The sequence below is a fragment of the Corynebacterium sp. MSK158 genome (assembly GCF_030229085.1).
GTDB lineage: Bacteria > Actinomycetota > Actinomycetes > Mycobacteriales > Mycobacteriaceae > Corynebacterium.
Map to the genome: position 1 here is coordinate 191,348 of NZ_JASPHJ010000003.1, position 18,684 is coordinate 210,031.

The 18,684-nt window shown below is 58.1% G+C and carries 16 protein-coding genes; 1 reads left to right on the forward strand and 15 read right to left on the reverse strand.

Annotated features, from left to right (window positions below; genetic code table 11):
• Nucleotides 1–3: 3 nt before the first annotated feature.
• The 14 genes from QP915_RS04145 to QP915_RS04210 all read right to left on the reverse strand — a co-directional run bounded on the left by QP915_RS04145 (nt 4) and on the right by QP915_RS04210 (nt 16,745).
• Nucleotides 4–342, reverse strand: a complete 339-nt coding sequence (locus tag QP915_RS04145; RefSeq protein WP_239273121.1) for a P-II family nitrogen regulator — start codon at nt 340–342, stop codon at nt 4–6.
• A 230-nt stretch (nt 343–572) separates the two neighbouring features.
• On the reverse strand, nt 573–941 hold the full coding sequence (locus QP915_RS04150) for a Na+/H+ antiporter subunit G (RefSeq protein ID WP_284768205.1): 369 nt from the start codon (nt 939–941) through the stop codon (nt 573–575).
• A gap of 3 nt (nt 942–944) precedes the next feature.
• Nucleotides 945–1,235: a hypothetical protein gene (locus tag QP915_RS04155; protein ID WP_023021278.1), complete on the reverse strand. Its 291-nt coding sequence runs from the start codon at nt 1,233–1,235 to the stop codon at nt 945–947.
• Complete coding sequence (locus QP915_RS04160; RefSeq protein ID WP_239273124.1) at nt 1,232–1,765, reverse strand: monovalent cation/H+ antiporter subunit E; 534 nt, start codon at nt 1,763–1,765, stop codon at nt 1,232–1,234. Before QP915_RS04160 ends, QP915_RS04155 begins: the two co-directional genes overlap by 4 nt.
• A complete protein-coding gene (locus QP915_RS04165; protein WP_239273125.1) occupies nt 1,766–3,307 on the reverse strand; it encodes a monovalent cation/H+ antiporter subunit D family protein in 1,542 nt (513 codons plus the stop codon).
• Nucleotides 3,307–3,783 (reverse strand): sodium:proton antiporter, encoded by a 477-nt coding sequence (locus tag QP915_RS04170; protein ID WP_049378298.1) that lies wholly within the window; start codon nt 3,781–3,783, stop codon nt 3,307–3,309. The genes QP915_RS04165 and QP915_RS04170 overlap by 1 nt, the downstream gene beginning before the upstream one ends.
• A complete protein-coding gene (locus tag QP915_RS04175; RefSeq protein WP_284768208.1) occupies nt 3,783–6,761 on the reverse strand; it encodes a DUF4040 family protein in 2,979 nt (992 codons plus the stop codon). The genes QP915_RS04170 and QP915_RS04175 overlap by 1 nt, the downstream gene beginning before the upstream one ends.
• Before the next feature lie 372 nt (nt 6,762–7,133).
• Entirely contained in the window at nt 7,134–9,071 is a 1,938-nt protein-coding gene (ftsY, locus tag QP915_RS04180; protein ID WP_284768209.1) for a signal recognition particle-docking protein FtsY, read from the reverse strand.
• 89 nt (nt 9,072–9,160) lie between these two features.
• On the reverse strand, nt 9,161–12,682 hold the full coding sequence (smc, locus tag QP915_RS04185; RefSeq protein ID WP_284768210.1) for a chromosome segregation protein SMC: 3,522 nt from the start codon (nt 12,680–12,682) through the stop codon (nt 9,161–9,163).
• A 78-nt stretch (nt 12,683–12,760) separates the two neighbouring features.
• A complete protein-coding gene (locus QP915_RS04190) occupies nt 12,761–13,045 on the reverse strand; it encodes an acylphosphatase (RefSeq protein WP_225746771.1) in 285 nt (94 codons plus the stop codon).
• Nucleotides 13,046–13,061: 16 nt separating this feature from the next.
• A complete protein-coding gene (locus QP915_RS04195; RefSeq protein WP_284768212.1) occupies nt 13,062–14,561 on the reverse strand; it encodes an alanine/glycine:cation symporter family protein in 1,500 nt (499 codons plus the stop codon).
• A 53-nt stretch (nt 14,562–14,614) separates the two neighbouring features.
• Nucleotides 14,615–15,430 (reverse strand): bifunctional DNA-formamidopyrimidine glycosylase/DNA-(apurinic or apyrimidinic site) lyase, encoded by an 816-nt coding sequence (gene mutM / locus QP915_RS04200; RefSeq protein WP_284768213.1) that lies wholly within the window; start codon nt 15,428–15,430, stop codon nt 14,615–14,617.
• A gap of 2 nt (nt 15,431–15,432) precedes the next feature.
• Nucleotides 15,433–16,203 carry a ribonuclease III gene (gene rnc / locus QP915_RS04205; protein WP_049378305.1) on the reverse strand — a complete coding sequence of 257 codons (771 nt, stop codon included), beginning with the start codon at nt 16,201–16,203 and terminating at the stop codon, nt 15,433–15,435.
• Complete coding sequence (locus tag QP915_RS04210) at nt 16,200–16,745, reverse strand: YceD family protein (protein ID WP_284768214.1); 546 nt, start codon at nt 16,743–16,745, stop codon at nt 16,200–16,202. Before QP915_RS04210 ends, rnc begins: the two co-directional genes overlap by 4 nt.
• Nucleotides 16,746–16,895: 150 nt before the next feature.
• Here QP915_RS04210 and QP915_RS04215 point away from each other — a divergent pair, with 150 nt between their 5' ends.
• Nucleotides 16,896–17,543 (forward strand): hypothetical protein, encoded by a 648-nt coding sequence (locus tag QP915_RS04215; RefSeq protein ID WP_284768216.1) that lies wholly within the window; start codon nt 16,896–16,898, stop codon nt 17,541–17,543.
• Nucleotides 17,544–17,734: 191 nt separating this feature from the next.
• On the opposite strand, the gene QP915_RS04220 is transcribed toward QP915_RS04215, so the two are convergent.
• The gene (locus tag QP915_RS04220) at nt 17,735–18,493 is read right to left on the reverse strand and encodes a DivIVA domain-containing protein (protein WP_049378308.1); all 759 of its coding nucleotides are present in this window, start codon (nt 18,491–18,493) and stop codon (nt 17,735–17,737) included.
• Nucleotides 18,494–18,684 lie beyond the last annotated feature (191 nt).

Genomic DNA, 18,684 nt, shown 5'->3' on the forward strand with positions numbered 1-18,684 from the left:
GACTTAGAGCGCCGCCTCGCCGCGCTCGCCGGTGCGCACACGAATGGCATCTTCAACCGGGGTTACCCACAGCTTGCCATCGCCGATCTTGCCCGTGTAGGCAGCATCCACAATGGCATTAATGATGTCTTCGACGTGGTCATCGGCCGCAACAATCTCCAGCTTCACCTTGGGCACAAAGTCGGTGGCGTATTCTGCCCCTCGGTATACCTCGCTGTGTCCACGCTGCTGCCCAAAGCCCTGGCTTTCAGTAACAGTGAGGCCGCGTACTTCCTGCTGCTCCAAAGCCTGGCGGATTTCCGGCAGGGTGAAGGGCTTAACGATGGCCGTGATGAGTTTCATTGTTACTCCTTGCTAACTCTTCGGGGCGGGTCTACAGGCACCGAATAACGTGCACCCATTCTAGCCCGAGCACAGCAATTGCTGTGCAACTTTTTCCACATTGCGTATTCAGAGAGCTGGTGGGTTCAGAAGACCTCCTGTGCAACCAGAAAAGCGGCGAGCTGTTCTGTCTTCCCCGCAGCCACGCGCAGGAACAGAAACGGCTCGCCACCAGAAGGGGCTGGAGAGGACTAGATATCGTCTTCCTCTGCGTGCACGGTCTGAATTTTCCTATTGTTGTGTTTGGCGTGTTTGACGTCGGTGACGGTTACGCCGTAGATGGAACGGCCCAGATAAAAGGACCCTACCGAGCCGATGATCCATACGCCGAAGCAGGCGATCAGTGCCTGGATGAGCAGCCACAGGGAAAAGCCATCGCGGCCAAAGTCCACGACTACCTTGGCCACGATAATCAGCGGTACCGCAAGTCCCACAGTGGGGCCCAGCAAGTTAGCACGGGTCAAAGCATCCGGCGCGCGCCAGAGGGAGACCACCGTAGCGACCACCAAGAGGGTAGCGATGATAAGCAGGACCGAGGCGATAATTTCAGAAATGGCCATGGTTTACCGCCTGCCCTTCGAAATAATGCGGGCCATCGATAGCGTCGGTAGCACACCGGCGGCAATGGCACCAAGGAGTGCAATGTAATACGCCATCGGGGCGTTATTGGTCATCGACCACGCTAAATACATGCAGATCATGCCGTAGAAAACTATATCCGAGGTAATGGCGCGGGTGAGTTCATCGCGAGTACGAAGCGCTAGCAGCACGCCACACCACGTGGCGATGCCAATGATGAATACGCATACAAATACGACCCAGCCGAATGGGGACAATGTGGCAAAGTCAATCATCGCTCGGTCTCCTTTCTGCGTTGTACGTTGCGGGCTCGGCGCTTTGGCTTTTCGACGTCCGCCTGGCTTTCTGAAAGCGGAGTGTCCTCCGCCCGCGCCAAGTCAGGCGAGCGCATATAGCGTCCCACAGACTCGAGCGGATACTCGTAGAAAGCCTCATCCAATTCTGTAGTCTCCCCTTGGCCCGGCACGCCATAATCGATGTCCTTAACCCGCGGGGCGAGGCGCTGTTCCATCTCAGCCAGATCAGCCACGATTCCCGCCGGGTCGGATCCTTGGACGGCCTGTACCAGCACGATACGCGGCAGTCCTTGGCGGGGTGGTTCACGCAAACCGAGCGAGAGCGTGCCCGGGGTTGCGGTAATGGAAGACGTAAACCAGAAGATTTCCCAGGCGCTAGTCACACGCAGGGGGTAGCGAATAATAACCGGATTGTATTCGTTATCCGGTTTGAAGGCCGCCAGTGCCAAGCTAATGCCGGCTACGAAAATCTCCTTGATGAGCCACAATGCATACACAATTGCGTTCATTTAACGGCCCTCCTGGATTTCATCGATATTGGGAACGGCAATCGGCTCATCTCCCAAGACGGTTTCAGTATATGCGTTAGTGTCCAGCAGCTGCTCCGCTGCGGCATCCACAACATCGAGGACGATGCCGGAGAAGATGAACATGCACAGCGAACCAAGGATGAGAGCCGCGGATGGGGCCATGAGCTTTTTGCGGATGACCAATTCATCTGGGACCTTGTCCTCCGGCAGACCCTTGCCCCAGAAGACCTTGCGCCACACGCGCAGCATGGCCAAGAAGGCAGCGAAGGAAGCGATGATGATTGCCGCGATGGCAATCCAAGCCCAAGCACCGCCCACGCGGGCGATCTCGAAGACAATCATCAACTTGCCCCACATTCCCGAGAACGGTGGGAAACCCACGACGGAGAATGCACCGGCAGCGAAAATCCACGCGATGATGGGGTCGCGGCGAGCGAGACCGGAAAGCTTGCTGAGCACGCCCGTGCCGTAGGTCTCCTCAATGGCACCAGAGGCCAAGATCAGCGAACCAACGGTCACCATGTGGTGAATCGTGTACATGATGCCAGCTGCCAGTGCGCGACGTGGGTCATCAGAGGTAAACGCAAGCATGACCAAAATGAAAGGCATACCGTTGAGCATCTGGTAACCGAGGACGCGGCGGATGGAATTTTCCGCTAGGCCGCCGAAGGCACCGATCATCATGGAGATAATCATGATGACGATGATCAACAGATTCCAGCGCTGTTCCAGATCGAATAGCTGCACGTAGAGGCGGTAGAGCATGTAGACGGCCACTTTGGTGTGCAAGCCGGAAAACAAGCCCATCACTGCGGCGGAGGTTCCTGGGTAGGTGCGTGGCAGCCACGACTGCACGGGGAACACGCCGGCCTTGGCGGTAATCGCAATGAGGATCAAGCCTGCTGCCACGGTCACCGGCCCATTGCCTGCCGCTGCGCCCTTCAGTGCGCCTAGGTTGACCGCACCGGTAACCGAATAGATATAACCCACGCCAACAACCAACAAGGTGGAGGCGAAAAGGTTAACCAAGACGAAGGCACGGCCGGCTGCCAAGCGCGACCACGTACCAGACATGGTGATAAGGCCGTAGGACGGCAGAAGCATGACCTCAATAAAAACGAAGAAGTTAAAGAGGTCAGCGGTTAGCAATGCACCGCACACACCGGTGATCAAAATCAGGGTGAGCGAAGGATAGTAGCGAGACTTTGTCTCCCCACCCACAATGGCAAACCAGTTGGCACCAAACGCGACGATCATCGTAGTAACGATCATCAACGCGGAGAAGGCATCCGCAGCAAACGGGATACCCACATTGCCTTGGTAAAGGCCAACAGTATGGGCTACTACCCCATTGTTCATGGTGTAGATGAGCAGGCCCAGGCCGGCGAAAATTCCAATACCCGGGATGATAAGCATGATGGAATCGCGTAGAGCACGCCACGGTGCCAGCAGTGCGAAGGCCGCTGCAATCAGCGGGACCGCTGGAAATAGCGGAAGGAGTTGAGCTACAGCATCAGCCATTATTTGTCATCCTCCTTCTGTTCAGTTGCCCCGCGTTCTGCAACGGGAGTGTTGTGGTCCACCTGACCAATTCGGTCAAGCTGATTGGTGGAATCCTCCAAAATTTGGCGATTTTGGGCGTCTCGACCCAAGGTCGAAAAGGCATGGTCGATGGTGTTGTCATCAACTGGTTCCACCACATCGGTGTCGTCGTTCTTGCCCATGGCCGCCATCGTCAACAAGATGGTCGAGGTTGCCATGGAAATAACAACGGCGGTCAGCACGAAGGCCTGCGGCAGCGGGTCGGCCATCTGATCGTGCGGAACCTGAGATGGGAAGGACTCTCCGCGGTAGGAATACACGCCCGTAGCCAGCAGCATCAGGTTGGCACCGTGGCCAAAAGCCATCATGCCCAGCACGATGCGTACCAAGCCGCGCTGCTGAATGAGATAGACAGCACTACCGATGAGCAAAGCAATAGTCAATGCAAGGATCATTACTTCTCCCCTCCCCGGATAGCCGCGGAGCGCTTACTCTTCCTCTTCGTCTTTGCTTCCGAAGGCGTCAGCAAGGCCAACGGGTCGGTCGAAGGGTTGATCGGATCTGGGTACGGATCGTCGACGTCTTCAAGGGAAATGCGTGGAGTCGTCGGCAGCGCGGAATCATCATCATGAACCCATGGCAAGAATTCACGCTCCGTTCCTGGGCGCAGGTAACCGCCCAATGCGTTAATCGCCATAGTCAACATACCCAGCACCGCTAGGTAGATGCCCAAGTCGAAGATGAGAGAGGTGGTCCAGTGTTGGCCAAAGGCTTCGGCATGGATTGCAGCCAGGAAGCCACCATTGCCAATGCCGTGGTGCAAGTAGCCTACAAAGCCGGCGATCAAGGCGGTGATGATGCCGATACCGGTTAGGCGAATCGGAGTCATGCGGCCGAAAACAATTTCATCAGAGCCACGGGACAGATAGATAAGCCCGATTGCTGCACCCATGATCAGCGCCGCGGGGAAGCCGCCGCCGGAGGCATTGTGCCCGCGGAAGAAAACGATGACGGACATAATGACCAACAGCGGGATAACAACGTGCACGCCCTTGCGCAATGGCACGGAGTTCAGCTGGGACTGGCCAAACGGCGCTGGGCGTGTACCCGACTTGAACGGGAACCGCGGCAACGTTGTAGTGATTGCTGCAATAACCACCGCAGCCATGCCCAGTACGGAAAGCTCGCCCAAGGTATCGAGTGCACGGAACTCCACGATGATCGTAGCGACAACATTGTCGCCGCCAGTGATGTCCGGAGCATTGTCCAGGTACCACATGGCCAAATCGGAGCGCTCGTGTCGGCCCATGAGTCCCCACACACCTAGGAACGCAGCCGCACCGGCCAAGACCGCAATGACGATGGAGCCGGTCTTGCGGGATTTGTTCTTCACCGGCTGGAAGGTTTCTGGCAGGTAGCGCAGCACCATCATCATGACGATGACGGACAGGGCCTCCACCATAAACTGCGTCAGCGCCACGTCAGGTGCGCCAAGCAGGAACATCTGCAGGGTCACGCCCGAGCCAGCAATGCCAATCATGATGGCACCGGTCAAGCGGTTCTGGGTGCGCACCAGACCAAACATCGCTAGGGCGATGATGCCCAGTGGCAGCAAGTCCCATGGGTTATCCAGGCCAGCCACCCGTGGCTGCAGTGCTACGCCGTCGACGCCATCGCGAATGAGGGTGGTAGCTGCCAGCACGATAATCAAAATGACAATCGGCACCATATGTCGGGACGGATTATGCGAATCGGACATCTTGCCCAGAACGCGCCCCAACTGGGAGCAACCCTTCATCAGAGAATACAGCAAATCATTGCCGCTGCGCGGCATGAACTCGTGAGCTTCAAAGCTTGCCCACATCTTCTTGCGGGCAAAGATACCGGCAATACCGACGATGAGGACCACTAGCGAGATAAGGAAAGGAACGTTGAACCCGTGCCAGAGGGCAAGGTGCGAATGATGCTCCAATCCCACGGCAGCCACTGCATCATCAATCGGGGCATCAAAGAGCCCGAGCACAAATACCAGCGGCAGGGACATAAAGCCCGGCAAAGCGGCGGGCAGCCAGAGCGACACGGGGGCTTCATGGACATGTCCCATGTCGCGAGGTCCGTCAAAGAAGGCGCCGAAGACAATCTTTGCGGAGTAAGTAAAGGTGAAAAAGGCACCGATGCCAGCAACGATGAGCAGGATTACCTGGCCCGCGCCACCAATCGGGGCGTCCTCAAACGCCGTGAGCATTCCCTCTTTGGACACAAAGCCCAGAAGCGGTGGCACCGCAGCCATCGAGGCCGCACCAATTACTACGGAGCCAAATGTCCACGGCATCTTATTCCACAGTGGTCCTAGGCGGCGAATATCGCGCGACCCAGCCTCGTGGTCGATGACGCCAATGAGCATAAACAGCGAGGACTTAAACAGCGCGTGCGCCAGAGTGTGGACCAACGCTGCAGCGATAGCGAACGGGGTACCCACGCCAATGGTGGCAACAATCCAGCCCAGATGGGAGACGGTGGAATAGGCCGTAAGCTTTTTCAGATCCGTCTTCTGCACTGCAAATACCGCGGACATCACCGCGGTGCCCATGCCTACGACGATGAGCAACCAATTCCACACCGCCACATCGTGGAAGATAGTGGAAAAACGAATAAGCAGGTACACACCGGCCTTGACCACCGCTGCTGCGTGAAGGAAGGCCGATACCGGGGTGGCGGCGGCCATAGCCTCTGGCAACCAGAAATGGAATGGGAACTGTGCCGCCTTAGTAAAGGCGGACGCCGCAATCAACACGGCTACGGCTGCCGTTATCCCTGGGCTTTCCGTCCATACAGGGGACGCCAAGATATCAGAAACGGTAGTCGATCCGGTCACCGTCGCGGCAATACCCAAACCGGTCAGCAGGGTCAATCCACCAATAAAGGTCAGGATCAGTGTGCGCTGCGAACCAGCCTCGCCGCCTGAACCGGAGCGAGCAATCAACATAAACGAGGCCAAGGAGACTAGCTCCCAGGCAAGGAACAAAACCACCACGTCATTGGCCAGAACCAGCAACAAGATGGACAGCGTGAACGCTGTCATCAAGGTATAAAAGCTGGTGTTGCCCTCATTCTTGGGCAAATAGGCCGCCGAATACGTGAAAACGACGGCGCCAATGACCAGCGCCAACATAGCGAAGAAGATGCTCAACGCGTCCCCGCGGAGAGCAAAACTTACGTCGACGCCTGGTGCGATGAAATCACGCACCCAAGTGGCGTGGAAACTTAATTCCTCCCCGGCTGCAATGGCAGGAAATTCCTTGGCGATGAGGACCGCTGCAATAAGAAAAAGGCCAGCTAGTGGATAGCCTGCCTTTCGGTCAATAACCTTTACGGTTACCGGTGCCAAGATCACTGCCAGCGCCGCGAGGAGGACTGCATAAAGTAGCGTCACGAAATACTTGCCTCACGAACCTTGGTCTAGGTTTAATGCGAATTTCGCATTAAATACAGCCCTTTCAGGCTACCATTCCTGCCAAGGTCAAACCACATTGCAGCATTCCCCTGCGCTACATAAAAGGCAAGCACAACCGCCACAATTACGCTTGCAGGCAGAGAATTCACAGGCGCTCAGCAGGACTTATTCCCGCGCCAATTGCATAGGATTTTTGCATAGTCTGCGAACCGACAGCGAGATGAGAGCGAAAAGAATTCGCGAGATTGTTGCACGCTATAACTCGCCCATGAAAACGAACGACTCCCCCAGCACACCGTGGCGCACGTACGTGACACCCAATATGCAGGGGGGGAGTTGCAAGGTTGGCTGCTACTTCTCGCCCAACAGAGCGTCGACGAAGCCTTCAACTTCGAATGGCGCGAGATCATCAGCGCCCTCGCCCAAGCCCACAAGCTTGACCGGAACACCCAATTCTTCTTGTACCTGGAAGACGATTCCGCCCTTAGCGGTGCCGTCCAGCTTGGTGAGAACCACACCGGTGATATCTACTACCTCGCGGAAGATTCGTGCCTGCGTAAGGCCATTCTGTCCCACCGTGGCATCCAATACCAGCAGGACCTCGTCCACATCGGTCTTCTTTTCTACCACGCGCTTGACCTTGCCTAGCTGGTCCATCAAGTCCGTGGAGGTATGGAGCCGGCCTGCGGTGTCGACCAAGACCACATCTACTTGCTGTTCCACGCCGGTTGCTACCGCATCGAAGGCTACCGATGCTGGGTCAGCGCCTTCCTTGCCGCGCACGGTATCGGCGCCAACTCGGCGGCCCCACGTCTCAAGCTGATCAGCGGCCGCAGCTCGGAAAGTATCGGCCGCGCCCAAAAGGACCTTATGGCCCATGGCCACTAGCACGCGAGCAAGCTTGCCGGTGGTTGTGGTCTTGCCGGTGCCATTGACACCGACGACCATTACGATTGCTGGCTTGTCCTCATTCGGCATGGCCTTAATGGAGCGATCCATCTCTGGGTGGCCTGCTTCAATCAGGCATTCGCGCAGCATGGCACGGGCTTCATCCTCGCTGGAAACGCCGCGCTCTGCAATCTTCTCGCGCAGGGAGTCAGTAACCTTCATCGTGGACTTGGTGCCCAAATCCGCCATGATGAGCGTGTCTTCGACTTCCTCCCAGGCGTCTTCATCCAAATCGCCTGCGGACAAAATTCCCATGAGCCCTTGGCCGATGGCATTTTGCGAGCGCGATAGGCGCCCGCGCAAACGGCCAAGACGCCCACCGGCGGGTGCGATATCATCCTGCGGAGCTGGTGCTGGGGCAGGTTCGCCTGTTGGAACTTCGGTCTGTTCCTTGGCGGCTTCGGCTGCACCGGTTTGTGCCTCGGCAGCAGCTGCGGCTTCTTGGGCTTCCTCGCGGTCGTCCACCCGCTCCTCGATGTCTTCCGCATCATTGTCTTCAACAACCTCGTCGAAGACTGGGGACTCCTCTTCTACCTCGGCATTTTCCACGGAGACAACGTCTTCCGGCTCTTTTGCCTTTTCGGCAGCTGCCGGCTCTTCCGGCTTAGGTGCAGCTTCTGGCTGTCCAGCCGCTTCCGGGGCACGGTCCGCGTGCGATTCTTCGCTTTCAGACGCCCCAGCTGCCGCACCCGCTACGCCTGCCGCGCCAGCAGTCGTCGCCGCGGCCGCAGCGCCAGTTCCCTTGGACTGTGTTTTTTCTGTGTTATCAGCGGAAGATTCTGCCGCTTGCTTCTTCTCCTCCGCTGGCGCTTGGGCCTGGTCCTGCTTAGTAGGCTCTGCCGGCTTGTCGGTCTTCGCCGGCTTCCCCTGCTGAGGTGCCGGCTTGGTTTCTGGTTCCTCTGCCACAGACTTGTCGGCCACGGGCTTGTTTGCCGCGGCATCAGTCGTGGGCTGAGCAGACTGTGGCTTATCAGCCTGCGGCTTACCCTGTGCCTGCGGCTTTTCCTTAGACTGCGAGGTCTTGCCGCTGAGCTGCTCGTTGGCGATGTCTGTAGCATTCGGCTCTGTCTTCGCTGCCTGCTGCGCTGGAGCTGACTTGTCCGCCTGGACCGGGGCTTTCTGCGCTTCCTTAGCGCCGCCAGCAGGAGCGAAGTTAAAGCCGGACTTGGCTTGATAGTTGCCGGACTTTTGCTCCTGGGTCAGCTGCTTCGGTTCTTCCTCAGCAGGCTTATCAAAGGACACCTTCTTGGCGTCGCCGCGCTTTTTGCCGATTACTACGAAAAGAATAATCAGCACGATGACGACGATCGCAATGCCGATCCATAACCATAAAGAATTCATGCCTCTATAGTGCCAGTCTTCTCAGCTCGCGGCACGCCAAACCCCCTTCTATAGCGGAAGGATTTCTGCGGGAAGTCGACGAGCCCAGGCTACTTCCCCGCCTCGTCACCACGGGGAGCATCTACGCCCAAGCGAGTGGCATCCTCGCTGGCTTGCTCCGTTCCAGGGGCGCTGCCTGCGGGATTCATGCGCTGCGAAATCACGCGAGTAACACCATCGCCGCGCATGGTTACGCCATAAAGGACGTTGGCGACATCCATCGTCGGCTTTTGGTGCGTAATGACGATTAGCTGTGAATCTTTACGCAGCTCCTCAAAGAGGGCAATGAGGCGGCGCAGGTTGACGTCATCAAGCGCTGCCTCAACCTCGTCCATGACATAGAACGGGCTGGGGCGGGCGCGGAAGATAGCTACCAGCATCGCAAGCGCAGTAAGCGACTTCTCGCCACCAGATAGCAAGGACAGGCGCTTGACTTTCTTGCCCGGTGGGCGCGCTTCCACCTCGATGCCGGTGGTGAGCATGTCCTCCGGCTCGGTGAGGATAAGGCGCCCCTCGCCACCGGGGAAAAGGGTCTGGAAAACCTTAGGAAATTCTGCTTCGACGTCGTGCCACGCATCGGTAAACAGTTGCAAGATCTGCGCGTCTACATCTTCGATAACGCCCGCCAGATCCTTGCGGGCTTGGATGACATCCTCCAGCTGAGTGGAAAGGAAGGAATAGCGCTCCTCCAAAGCCTTATACTCTTCCAACGCGAGCGGGTTGACCTTGCCTAGGGAATTGAGGTCTTTTTCTGCTTGCTTCAAGCGCGCGTTTTCCGCCCCGCGGTCGAAATCTTCGCCTGGAGTGTAGTCCTGCAAGAGATCTGAAATCGCAATGCCCAGCTGTTCCACAATCTTGGCCTCTGCTTCGTCTACACGCACCTGCGCCTGGGAGCGAGCAATTTCGGAGTCATGGGCGCGGTTGGTCAGCCGGTCCAGCTGCTGCCGCGCGGCCGAGACGTGTTGCTTGACCTGCTGCAGCTGCGAGTTTAGGGAGGTGCGCTGTGCAAAGTAATCATCGCGTTCAGAGGTCGCGCGCTCGAGGAGCTGCGTGGCGCGGGCAGCCAAATCGCGGGAATGCTTGGCCACCGCACCGGCCAATTCTCCCTGGGCCTTGCGCCGCGCCATTGCTTGCTCATGGCGGGCCTTGGCTTGGCGTTCATGCTGCGCTTGGCGACGCAACGCCTCTCCCTTCCCCGCTACCTGCCCCACGTGGTCTTGGGCAGAACGGGCTGCAACCTGCGCCTCCATTTCCATGGACTTGACCTGCTCTAATGCTGCGGAGGCCTCATCGCGCTCCACCGAAGAGGGTTCGTCGGGTTGTTCGTCCGCATCGACGCGGGCGAGCCTATCGCGGGCGTCGGCAAGCTGCGTGCGGGCCTCGGTCAGCTTGACCTCGATCTCGGTCGCGCGCGCCGCGGCCTTCTCGTGCTCATTCTTATTGGCCTCGTATTGCTTGAGCAGGCGCTGGTGATCGCGCTTCCACGCATCAACTTCAGTATCGTGCTCGCGCAAGGCGGCCTTTGCCGAGGCTGCAGTCACTCGGGCATCCTCCGCCGCGATCTTCGCGCCCTCAAGCGTGCCCGATAGTTCTTCCAGCTCCTGCGTGGCAGATTCCAACTGCTCCTCTGCCTCCGCGATGCGGGCGGAAACCTCGACGGTGGATGAGGCACCGGTGCCTACTTCTACCCAACCTTCACCCAGCACCACGCCGGATTCGGTGACCGCACGCAGGCGGGGGTCCTCGGCCACCAGCTTTTTCGCCTCCGCGACATCGGAGACGAGCACGACATCCGCAAGGAGGCGGTGCAGCGCGGCGGATACCTCTGGAACCACCGCAATGTGGTCGAGCAACCACGAGGTGCCTGCGGGCAAAGACGCATCCACGCGCCAGGAAGAGGAAGGGGCGGCCACGGAGACGTCGATAAGCGCAGAGCGCGTGCCCTTTTCCAAGTCCGCAATCAGCTGGGCAGAAATCTCGCCCGCCTGGGCCTCTGCAAAAGCACCCAACGCGGCGGCTACCGCGGTCTCGTACTTGGTGGTAATGAACTCGGCCAACGGTTGGAAATGCTCGCCTACCTCAATCTTTTCCGGCGCAGTTTGAGCCAAGGTATCGATGCGGGAGCGCAACGTGTAGACGGCGCGCTCGCGCTCGCGCTGCTCATCGCGTAGCTGCTCCAAACGCTTATCGGCCGCACCCGATTCACTGGCCGCTCGCACATGGGCTTCCTCGAGCGGCTCACGCTCACCGGCCAAAGACTGCAACTTATCCGCTACCTCATCGGCTTCCGCCTGGGCAGCTTGGGTGCGCTGCTTGGTAGAAGTCAAGGTCTCTTCTTGACGCGCCAGCTCCTCTTCTGCCGAAGTTACCTGGCCTGCCGCCTTTTCTTCTGCGGCGATGAGGCGGACGACGCCCTCACGCCTATCCGCAATAGCCCGCAGCTGCGCCATGTGCTCGCGCTCAGCGGCCTCGAATGCCTCACGACGCTCTGCTACCTCCTCGCGGATAGCCTCTAGGCGTTCCGCAGCTTCCTCTGCCGCAGCGAGAAGCTCCGCATGCTCTTCGTCCGCGCGGGCAGCACGGGCCTCTAGGTCATCCGGGTCCTGGCCAGAATAGGCCACCTGGGCGCCGGCATTGGCCGCTCGTTCCTCCGCGATGCGCTGGGTGGCGGAAATGCGCTCGGAAAGCGTGGATAGGTCGAACCACAGCTTTTGGGCGGAATCCGCCTTGGGGTTAATCTCCTCCAGCTGGGCTTCCACTTCTAGCTGGGAACCCGTTGCCTCTTCTAGCTGCGCAGTAACTTCTTCTACTTGCTCGGCTAGGACCTCGGCCGCGCGCTCGGCCTCCTGAAACTTGCTGCGCAGGCGCACTACCCTATCGCCGGCAAGCCGCAGGCGAGCGTCGCGCAAATCAGCCTGTACAGTGGCAGCGCGCTGCGCGGCCTCAGCCTGACGGGCCAAAGGCTTGAGCTGCTTGCCCAACTCATCAGTAAGGTCCTGCAGGCGATCCAAATTGGCCTGCATGCCGGTGAGCTTGCGCTGCGCTTTTTCCTTGCGGCGGCGATGCTTGAGCACACCCGCAGCCTCTTCGATATACGAGCGCCGATCCTCAGGCCGCGATTCTAGGATCTCAGAAAGCTTGCCTTGGCCGACGATAATGTGCATCTCGCGGCCAATACCGGAATCAGATAGCAGCTCCTGAATATCCATCAGGCGCGCTTTGGCGCCATTGATTTCGTATTCGCTGGCGCCATCGCGGAACATCCGGCGGGTGACCGACACTTCCGAGTATTCGATTGGCAGCGCACCGTCCGCATTATCAATGGTGAGGGTGACCTCGGCGCGCCCCAGCGCTTTGCGGTCACCAGCGCCGGCAAAGATGACGTCCTGCATCTTTCCACCGCGCAGCGTCTTGGCGCTTCCCTCACCCATAACCCAGGCCAGGGCGTCGACCACATTGGACTTGCCGGAGCCATTCGGTCCGACGACGGCGCAAATTCCTGGCTCGAATTTCAGAGACGTCGCCGACGCGAATGATTTGAAGCCTTTCAGCGTCAGCGATTTCAGGTGCATTTGGGTAAGTTTAGCAAGCCTTGAACGCAGCCGCCCAGCCGAGCCTCGAGATTCGGCTGGGCGGGCTTGTGCTGCGAGTTAGCGTTCGATGAAGCCAGATTCGCCCTTAGGGGCAGCCCATTGTTCGACGACCAGATCCACCGTTCCCGGGCGGCGGGTCGTACTCGGCTGCTCTTTGAGGAGTCCCAGCAATTCCTCGCATTTCTCCCGCGGACCTTCAGCTACCACCTGCACCCGGCCATCGGCCAGATTAGTGGCATGCCCGTTCAAGCCGAGCTCAAGGGCACGGGAGCGCGTCCACCACCGAAAGCCCACGCCTTGAACGTGCCCATGGACAAAAGCGGTCATTCTTTCCAGTGCCATGCGGCCTCCCTAATTTCTAATAGCGGTCGTGGTGTCCCTTATCGCGCAACACGCGGCGATCCTCCTCGCTGCGGCGAGTGACAGGATCCGATCCGTCCCAGCACTCTACGCCCTTCAGCTCCGGCATCATATCGCGGTGGAATACCGGGTCAATGCCTTGGCTGCGCTGCTTGTTGTAATTCTTGAGCAACTTAATCGCCACACCGGATAGTGGCACGATGGCGATGATATTGAGAATCACCATGGTTGCCGCACCGGTATCTGCCAAGGCAAAGACCAGCGGCAGAGAGCCCACTGCGCCGAACCAGACAAAGAAGAGCACAACGAGGCGGAAGATTACCAGCGCAGGCTTGCTCTGGGTGAGGTACTCCAGGTTAGATTCCGCCAAATAGTAATTACCCAGGATGGAGGAGAAAGCCAGGAAGAAAAGGATGAAGCTGACGAAGTGGATACCCCACTCGCCCACCTCAGAAGACAAAGCCGCCTGAGTCAAGGAGACGCCTTCTGCTTCAGCGCCGTAGGCAATCTCCGGCCCCAGCAAGATGACGAAGGCGGTGATGGTACACACCACCAAGGTGTCGAAGTACACGCCAAGGGTTTGCACCAGGCCCTGCTTGACAGGGTGCGAGACTGCCGCGGTAGCCGCTGCATTCGGAGCAGAGCCCTCGCCAGCTTCGTTGGAAAACAGTCCGCGCTGAATACCCTTCATCATGGCCGCACGGAGACCGGCGCCTGCGATTTCCTTAATGCCCAGTGCGTGACCGACAATATCTCCAATCATTCCCGGCACCTTGTCAAAGTTCGTGATGACTACAAAACCGCCGACAAGCAGGTAGGCCACCGCCATAAAAGGCACGATGATCTGGGTGATATTGGCAATGCGGTTAACACCGCCAAAGATGATGAGGCCTGCAACCACGGCGATAACAACACCGATGATGGCGCGGAACATGGTGTCATCGCGGTCAAAGGAGAAGGACACCGCATCCGCGATGGCGTTGGTCTGGAAGGCGTTGTAGACCAAACCAAAGGTAAAGGCGATAGCGATGGAGAAAAGAACGCCAAGCGGGCCCCAGCCCAAACCGCGCTTCATGTAGTAGGCTGGGCCGCCACGGTAACCATCACCATCGCGCACCTTCCACAGCTGCGCCAGCGTGGATTCGATGAATGCAGTTGCACCACCAAGGATGGCGATGAGCCACATCCAAAAGACAGCACCTGGACCGCCCACGGAAATGGCCACGGCCACGCCGGCCACGTTACCGGTGCCGACGCGGGAGGCGGCCGAAATAGTAAAGGCCTTGAAAGCAGAGATGCCGCCGTAGTCCTCGTCCTCATCGCGACCTTCCCCCTTGGGCCGCTCGACGACGGCGCGGAACATATCTGGCACCATGCGCACCTGCACCAAAGCGGTACGGATGCCGAAGAATAGGCCCGCAGCGATGAGCAGCCAGGGCAGAATCCACGACCAGACGCCGTCATTAAATGTCGTTACGACATTTTCAAGAAAATCCATGCAGAATAATTTACTGCCTTGAGGTTCACAACGTGAACCTCATGCGCCATAACTTATTGGCAATGGGGGCAGAAATGGGTGGAACGCCCTGAAATTACGCAGCGCTCCAAGGGCGTTCCGCAACGCTGACAGGGCTGGCCAGTCCGCCCATACGCGGCCAAGGACCGCGAGAAGTATCCCGATTCGCCGTTCACGTTGACGTACAAGGAATCGAAGCTCGTGCCACCCACTTTTAGGGCGGCGGCCATAACCTCTTGGGCCGATTCGAGCAGGGTTACGGCATCCTTTTGCCGCAACGTCGATGCTTTTTTGCGGGGCGGAATCTGTGCCGCCCACAGGGATTCATCGGCATAGATATTGCCGATTCCAGAAGCCAAGGTTTGATCCAACAGTGCGGTCTTTACTGCAGTTTTCTTTGCCCGCAGGCGCCGTGCGGTAGCCACAATGTCAAAGTCTGGTTCCAACGGGTCAATGCCGATGTGCGAGATCTTCGCCCACGGTGCATAGAGCCAATAGCCAAAGGTGCGCTGGTCTACAAAGCTAAGCTCTACCCCACCGCTTAGCTGAGCACTAATGCGCAGATGCGGCGAATCGGTCGTGCCGATTCGAACCTGGCCCGACATGCCTAAGTGGACAAAAAGGACGTCGCGGTGGGGATCCATGAAATCTTCGCCCACAAATTCCAGCCACATAAACTTGCCTCGCCGGGCCACAGCGGCGATCTCTTTACCGACAAGAAGACCGGAAAGCGGCTCATCTTGGCCACGGTTGGCGCGGGGGTGCCGCACTCGTACAGACTCAAAAGTCCGCCCCACCACGTGGGGCTCAAGACCCCGGCGTACGGACTCGACTTCCGGCAGTTCCGGCATGCTTAGCCTTCTTTATGCGCAGTGCCCTGCACCAAGAGAGGAGTCTCACGCAAAGTCTGGCACGCCTCCTGAGCCGCTTGCTGCTCGGCCAGCTTCTTATTGTGTCCCACTCCATTGCCCACGGTTAGACCAGCTACGGTAGCTACCGCGTTAAAGGTTTGGTCATGTTCTGGGCCGGTGGAGGTAGCCGAGTAGACCGGCATCGGTGCCTTAAGCTCGGCGCACAGCTCCTGCAAAGTGGTCTTCCAATCCAAGTGGCGGCCGCTCACAGTGGCATTTTCGATTTTTTCCGCAAACAAGCGCAGGATGACATCTCGCGCAGTTTCGAATCCATGCTCGCGGTAGATAGCGCCAAAGATTGCCTCGGTGGTATCGGCAAGGATGGAATCCTTATCGCGGCCACCAGTGGATTGCTCGCCTTTACCCAACAATATGTGCGGGCCGAGGTTTATCTCACGAGCAATATCCGATAGCCCGTAGCGCGAGACGATCGAAGCACGCATCTTGGAAATATCCGATTCCGGACGGGAGGGATAGGTGATGTAGAGCTGAGAGGCCACCGACAGGCCCAGCACCGCATCGCCCAAAAACTCCAAGCGCTCGTTATTAGGCAAATGCCCATTCTCATTGGCAAACGACCGGTGAGTAAGCGCCAAACGCAGGTGTTCTGGTTGCAATTCCACGCCGAGCGATTCCAACAATGGACTGTGGTCTACTGCAGCAAATTCAGCTGCCAGTGCTTCTTCCCCGGTTAGCTTCTTTTTGCGGCTCATAGGAACTTCTCCAAACCAGCCCAGCGGGGATCGACCTTGTCTTCCTCTTTTTCACCAGAGATACCGGTGGTCACCCCTTCAGGCGTGTCAATCTCACAGCCGTCCTCACACACCGGCGCGAAGGGAAGGTTAAGACCTGCCTCATCGATCACGGCCTGCAAAAGGTCCAGCTCATCATCCTCGATCTCCGGAATCTCATCTCCGGAGCCCTCATCATCGGCTGCAGGATCATCGCCAGAGACGAAGGATTCATCGGCGGCAAAGACCTGCGTGACGTGCAAGTCCAGCTCTGGGTGCAGTTCCTTCAAGCACCGGGAGCATTCCCCTGTCAGCCGTCCAGATACGTTGGCATCCACCAAGACACCTGCACCTAGAGGGGTCAAGGTGGTGTCTACAGTGAGCTCCTCGCCCTTCGGAATAGCGATCATCTCGACGCCGATCCTCTCAGGTGCGGGGCCGGTCTGGGTGCGTTGCTCCGGCAGTGCGTCAGCGCCTTGGGCGTTCAACAATTCGCCCACATCGAACTTCAATGGTGATGTCATAACACTAGGTAGTCTACCTTGCCCCGCAAACTCCGCCTAGCGGCCAGCACAGGCAAACTTTCTGTCAAGAGTCTGTCGTTTAAAGTAAAAGGGCCTATACCTTTCCGGAATAGCCTTTTCCCAAGCAAAAGCCGTCCTTAGGGTGGAGGCATGACCTACCACTTGGCGCTAGCCTCCACGGATCCGCAAAGCATCGCGCTCGGATTCGCCGTTTTTAGCTGCCTTCCTGCCGCGGTATTAACCATTGCCGGCACGCTCGTGCACGCCACTCCACAGCCGGACCGTTCAGGAATCTATGGCGCTAGTGGGATTCGCCTTTTTACTGCACTCATCTGCAGCATCGTTGCCGGTTTGATAGCTGGCACCATCCTGGTATTGCCCACTGGCATGGACCTTTCGGTGCTTACCGGCGCACTCATCTTTTCCCTAAGCGCAGGCGCCATTACCTGGTTCTCACGAGAAACCATTCCTACCGCACTTATTTCTGTAGGCACCATGCTAGTTGCCACAGGTGCGTTAGTGAGTATGTGCGCCGTGTGCTTTCCGCAAAACTTTAGGGATAGTTCTGTGACGTCACTGTCTTCCTATTTCTTTACCGCACTCGTTGCATTCCTTTTCCCCGGCTTAGTGACCACAATCATTGCAGCATGTATGGCCGTCCAATCCGCCGCGCCTGCGCATCTCACCTCGAGGGAAGAAGGCAGCGCCACGTCCACACACACGCCATTAACAGCTGCTCCCCATGCAGCAAATACGGCAGTGCCCACCACACTGCCGCGCTCCCGCACAACCTCCTGAACTGCCCGCGCTGGTAGGAAAACATTAAGGCTCTGGTGGGTGGGCAGACGGTGTACGACAAACCGTCTGCCCACCCACCAGAGCCTTTAGCCGTGCCTGATATAAGGGACCAAACCATCCCTCACCCCTCAAGCTCCAGAGCCCAGTGCCATCCAGGAAATGAAGCTTAAAGGCAGAAAGAATTTAAAGGTTTAGCGCTCGTTATAGCGACGCTCGTATGCCTCGCCTTCTGCGTAACGGGGGCCTCCCGCAACGCCACCGGCACGACCCGAGGGCTGGTAGTCGCCGCCGCGGGAACGGACGCCGGCACCGCCGCGCAGTGCAGAGCGGTCAGAGCTTACGGTACGCAGCAGCCCATTGAGGGTGGTTTCAAATTCACTTAGCTTGCCGTCTACAAACTCATCACATTCACTGCGCAGACGGTTGGACTCGGTATGGGCGGACTCCACAATGCGGTGTGCTTCCTCATCAGCGCGGCGGACAACTTCCGATTCCGAAACCATGCGCTCTTGCTCAGCACGACCTTCTGCCACGGAACGTTCATATTCATCATTGGCCTGAGCAATGGTGCGGTCAGCCTCCGCGCGGGCCTGTTCCACCATGGACTGAGCGCGAGCTTCAGCATCAGCCACTAGCTTGGCGGCATGCTGTTCTGCGTGGGAGACCGTGGCATCCGCCTCCTCGCGAGCATGGCCCACGATATCGTCGGCCTGCGCATTAGCGTCATTGATGGTCTGATCCGCACGCTCTTCGGCGCCGTGGAGGATTTCATCCTGCTTATCCAAGACATCCTGCGCGTCATCAATTTCAACGGGCAGGGCGTTTCGGAGGTCGTCGAGAAGCGCGAGCATTTCATGGCGCGGAACCATGCAATTAGAGGTCATAGGGAGGCTATGGGCCTCTTCCAAGTGCTGGACTAGTTCATCTAGGGACTCAAAGACACGGTACATGCTGCGAATTTTACATGCCCTCACGTGCCAGACGTGGAGGCCACGCACCGAGTGTGTACTGCAGATTTCACTTCCAGAGCCGATCATCTCCAACTATCGGCCCGCGCACGGAATTAATGGCGCTTCTAAAAAGCCACAAGCTCCCCTTCTCCACTACACAAAGGCAGTGCAGAAGGGGAGCTTAAAAGTAA

What these genes read in the sequence shown, in the direction of transcription:
- QP915_RS04145 (WP_239273121.1), bottom strand. Translation starts at nt 342, where the DNA reads ATGAAACTCATCACGGCCATCGTTAAGCCCTTCACCCTGCCGGAAATC.
- QP915_RS04150 (WP_284768205.1), bottom strand. Translation starts at nt 941, where the DNA reads ATGGCCATTTCTGAAATTATCGCCTCGGTCCTGCTTATCATCGCTACC.
- QP915_RS04155 (WP_023021278.1), bottom strand. Translation starts at nt 1,235, where the DNA reads ATGATTGACTTTGCCACATTGTCCCCATTCGGCTGGGTCGTATTTGTA.
- QP915_RS04160 (WP_239273124.1), bottom strand. Translation starts at nt 1,765, where the DNA reads ATGAACGCAATTGTGTATGCATTGTGGCTCATCAAGGAGATTTTCGTA.
- QP915_RS04165 (WP_239273125.1), bottom strand. Translation starts at nt 3,307, where the DNA reads ATGGCTGATGCTGTAGCTCAACTCCTTCCGCTATTTCCAGCGGTCCCG.
- QP915_RS04170 (WP_049378298.1), bottom strand. Translation starts at nt 3,783, where the DNA reads ATGATCCTTGCATTGACTATTGCTTTGCTCATCGGTAGTGCTGTCTAT.
- ftsY (WP_284768209.1), bottom strand. Translation starts at nt 9,071, where the DNA reads ATGAATTCTTTATGGTTATGGATCGGCATTGCGATCGTCGTCATCGTG.
- smc (WP_284768210.1), bottom strand. Translation starts at nt 12,682, where the DNA reads ATGCACCTGAAATCGCTGACGCTGAAAGGCTTCAAATCATTCGCGTCG.
- QP915_RS04190 (WP_225746771.1), bottom strand. Translation starts at nt 13,045, where the DNA reads ATGGCACTGGAAAGAATGACCGCTTTTGTCCATGGGCACGTTCAAGGC.
- QP915_RS04195 (WP_284768212.1), bottom strand. Translation starts at nt 14,561, where the DNA reads ATGGATTTTCTTGAAAATGTCGTAACGACATTTAATGACGGCGTCTGG.
- mutM (WP_284768213.1), bottom strand. Translation starts at nt 15,430, where the DNA reads ATGCCGGAACTGCCGGAAGTCGAGTCCGTACGCCGGGGTCTTGAGCCC.
- rnc (WP_049378305.1), bottom strand. Translation starts at nt 16,203, where the DNA reads ATGAGCCGCAAAAAGAAGCTAACCGGGGAAGAAGCACTGGCAGCTGAA.
- QP915_RS04210 (WP_284768214.1), bottom strand. Translation starts at nt 16,745, where the DNA reads ATGACATCACCATTGAAGTTCGATGTGGGCGAATTGTTGAACGCCCAA.
- QP915_RS04215 (WP_284768216.1), top strand. Translation starts at nt 16,896, where the DNA reads ATGACCTACCACTTGGCGCTAGCCTCCACGGATCCGCAAAGCATCGCG.
- QP915_RS04220 (WP_049378308.1), bottom strand. Translation starts at nt 18,493, where the DNA reads ATGTACCGTGTCTTTGAGTCCCTAGATGAACTAGTCCAGCACTTGGAA.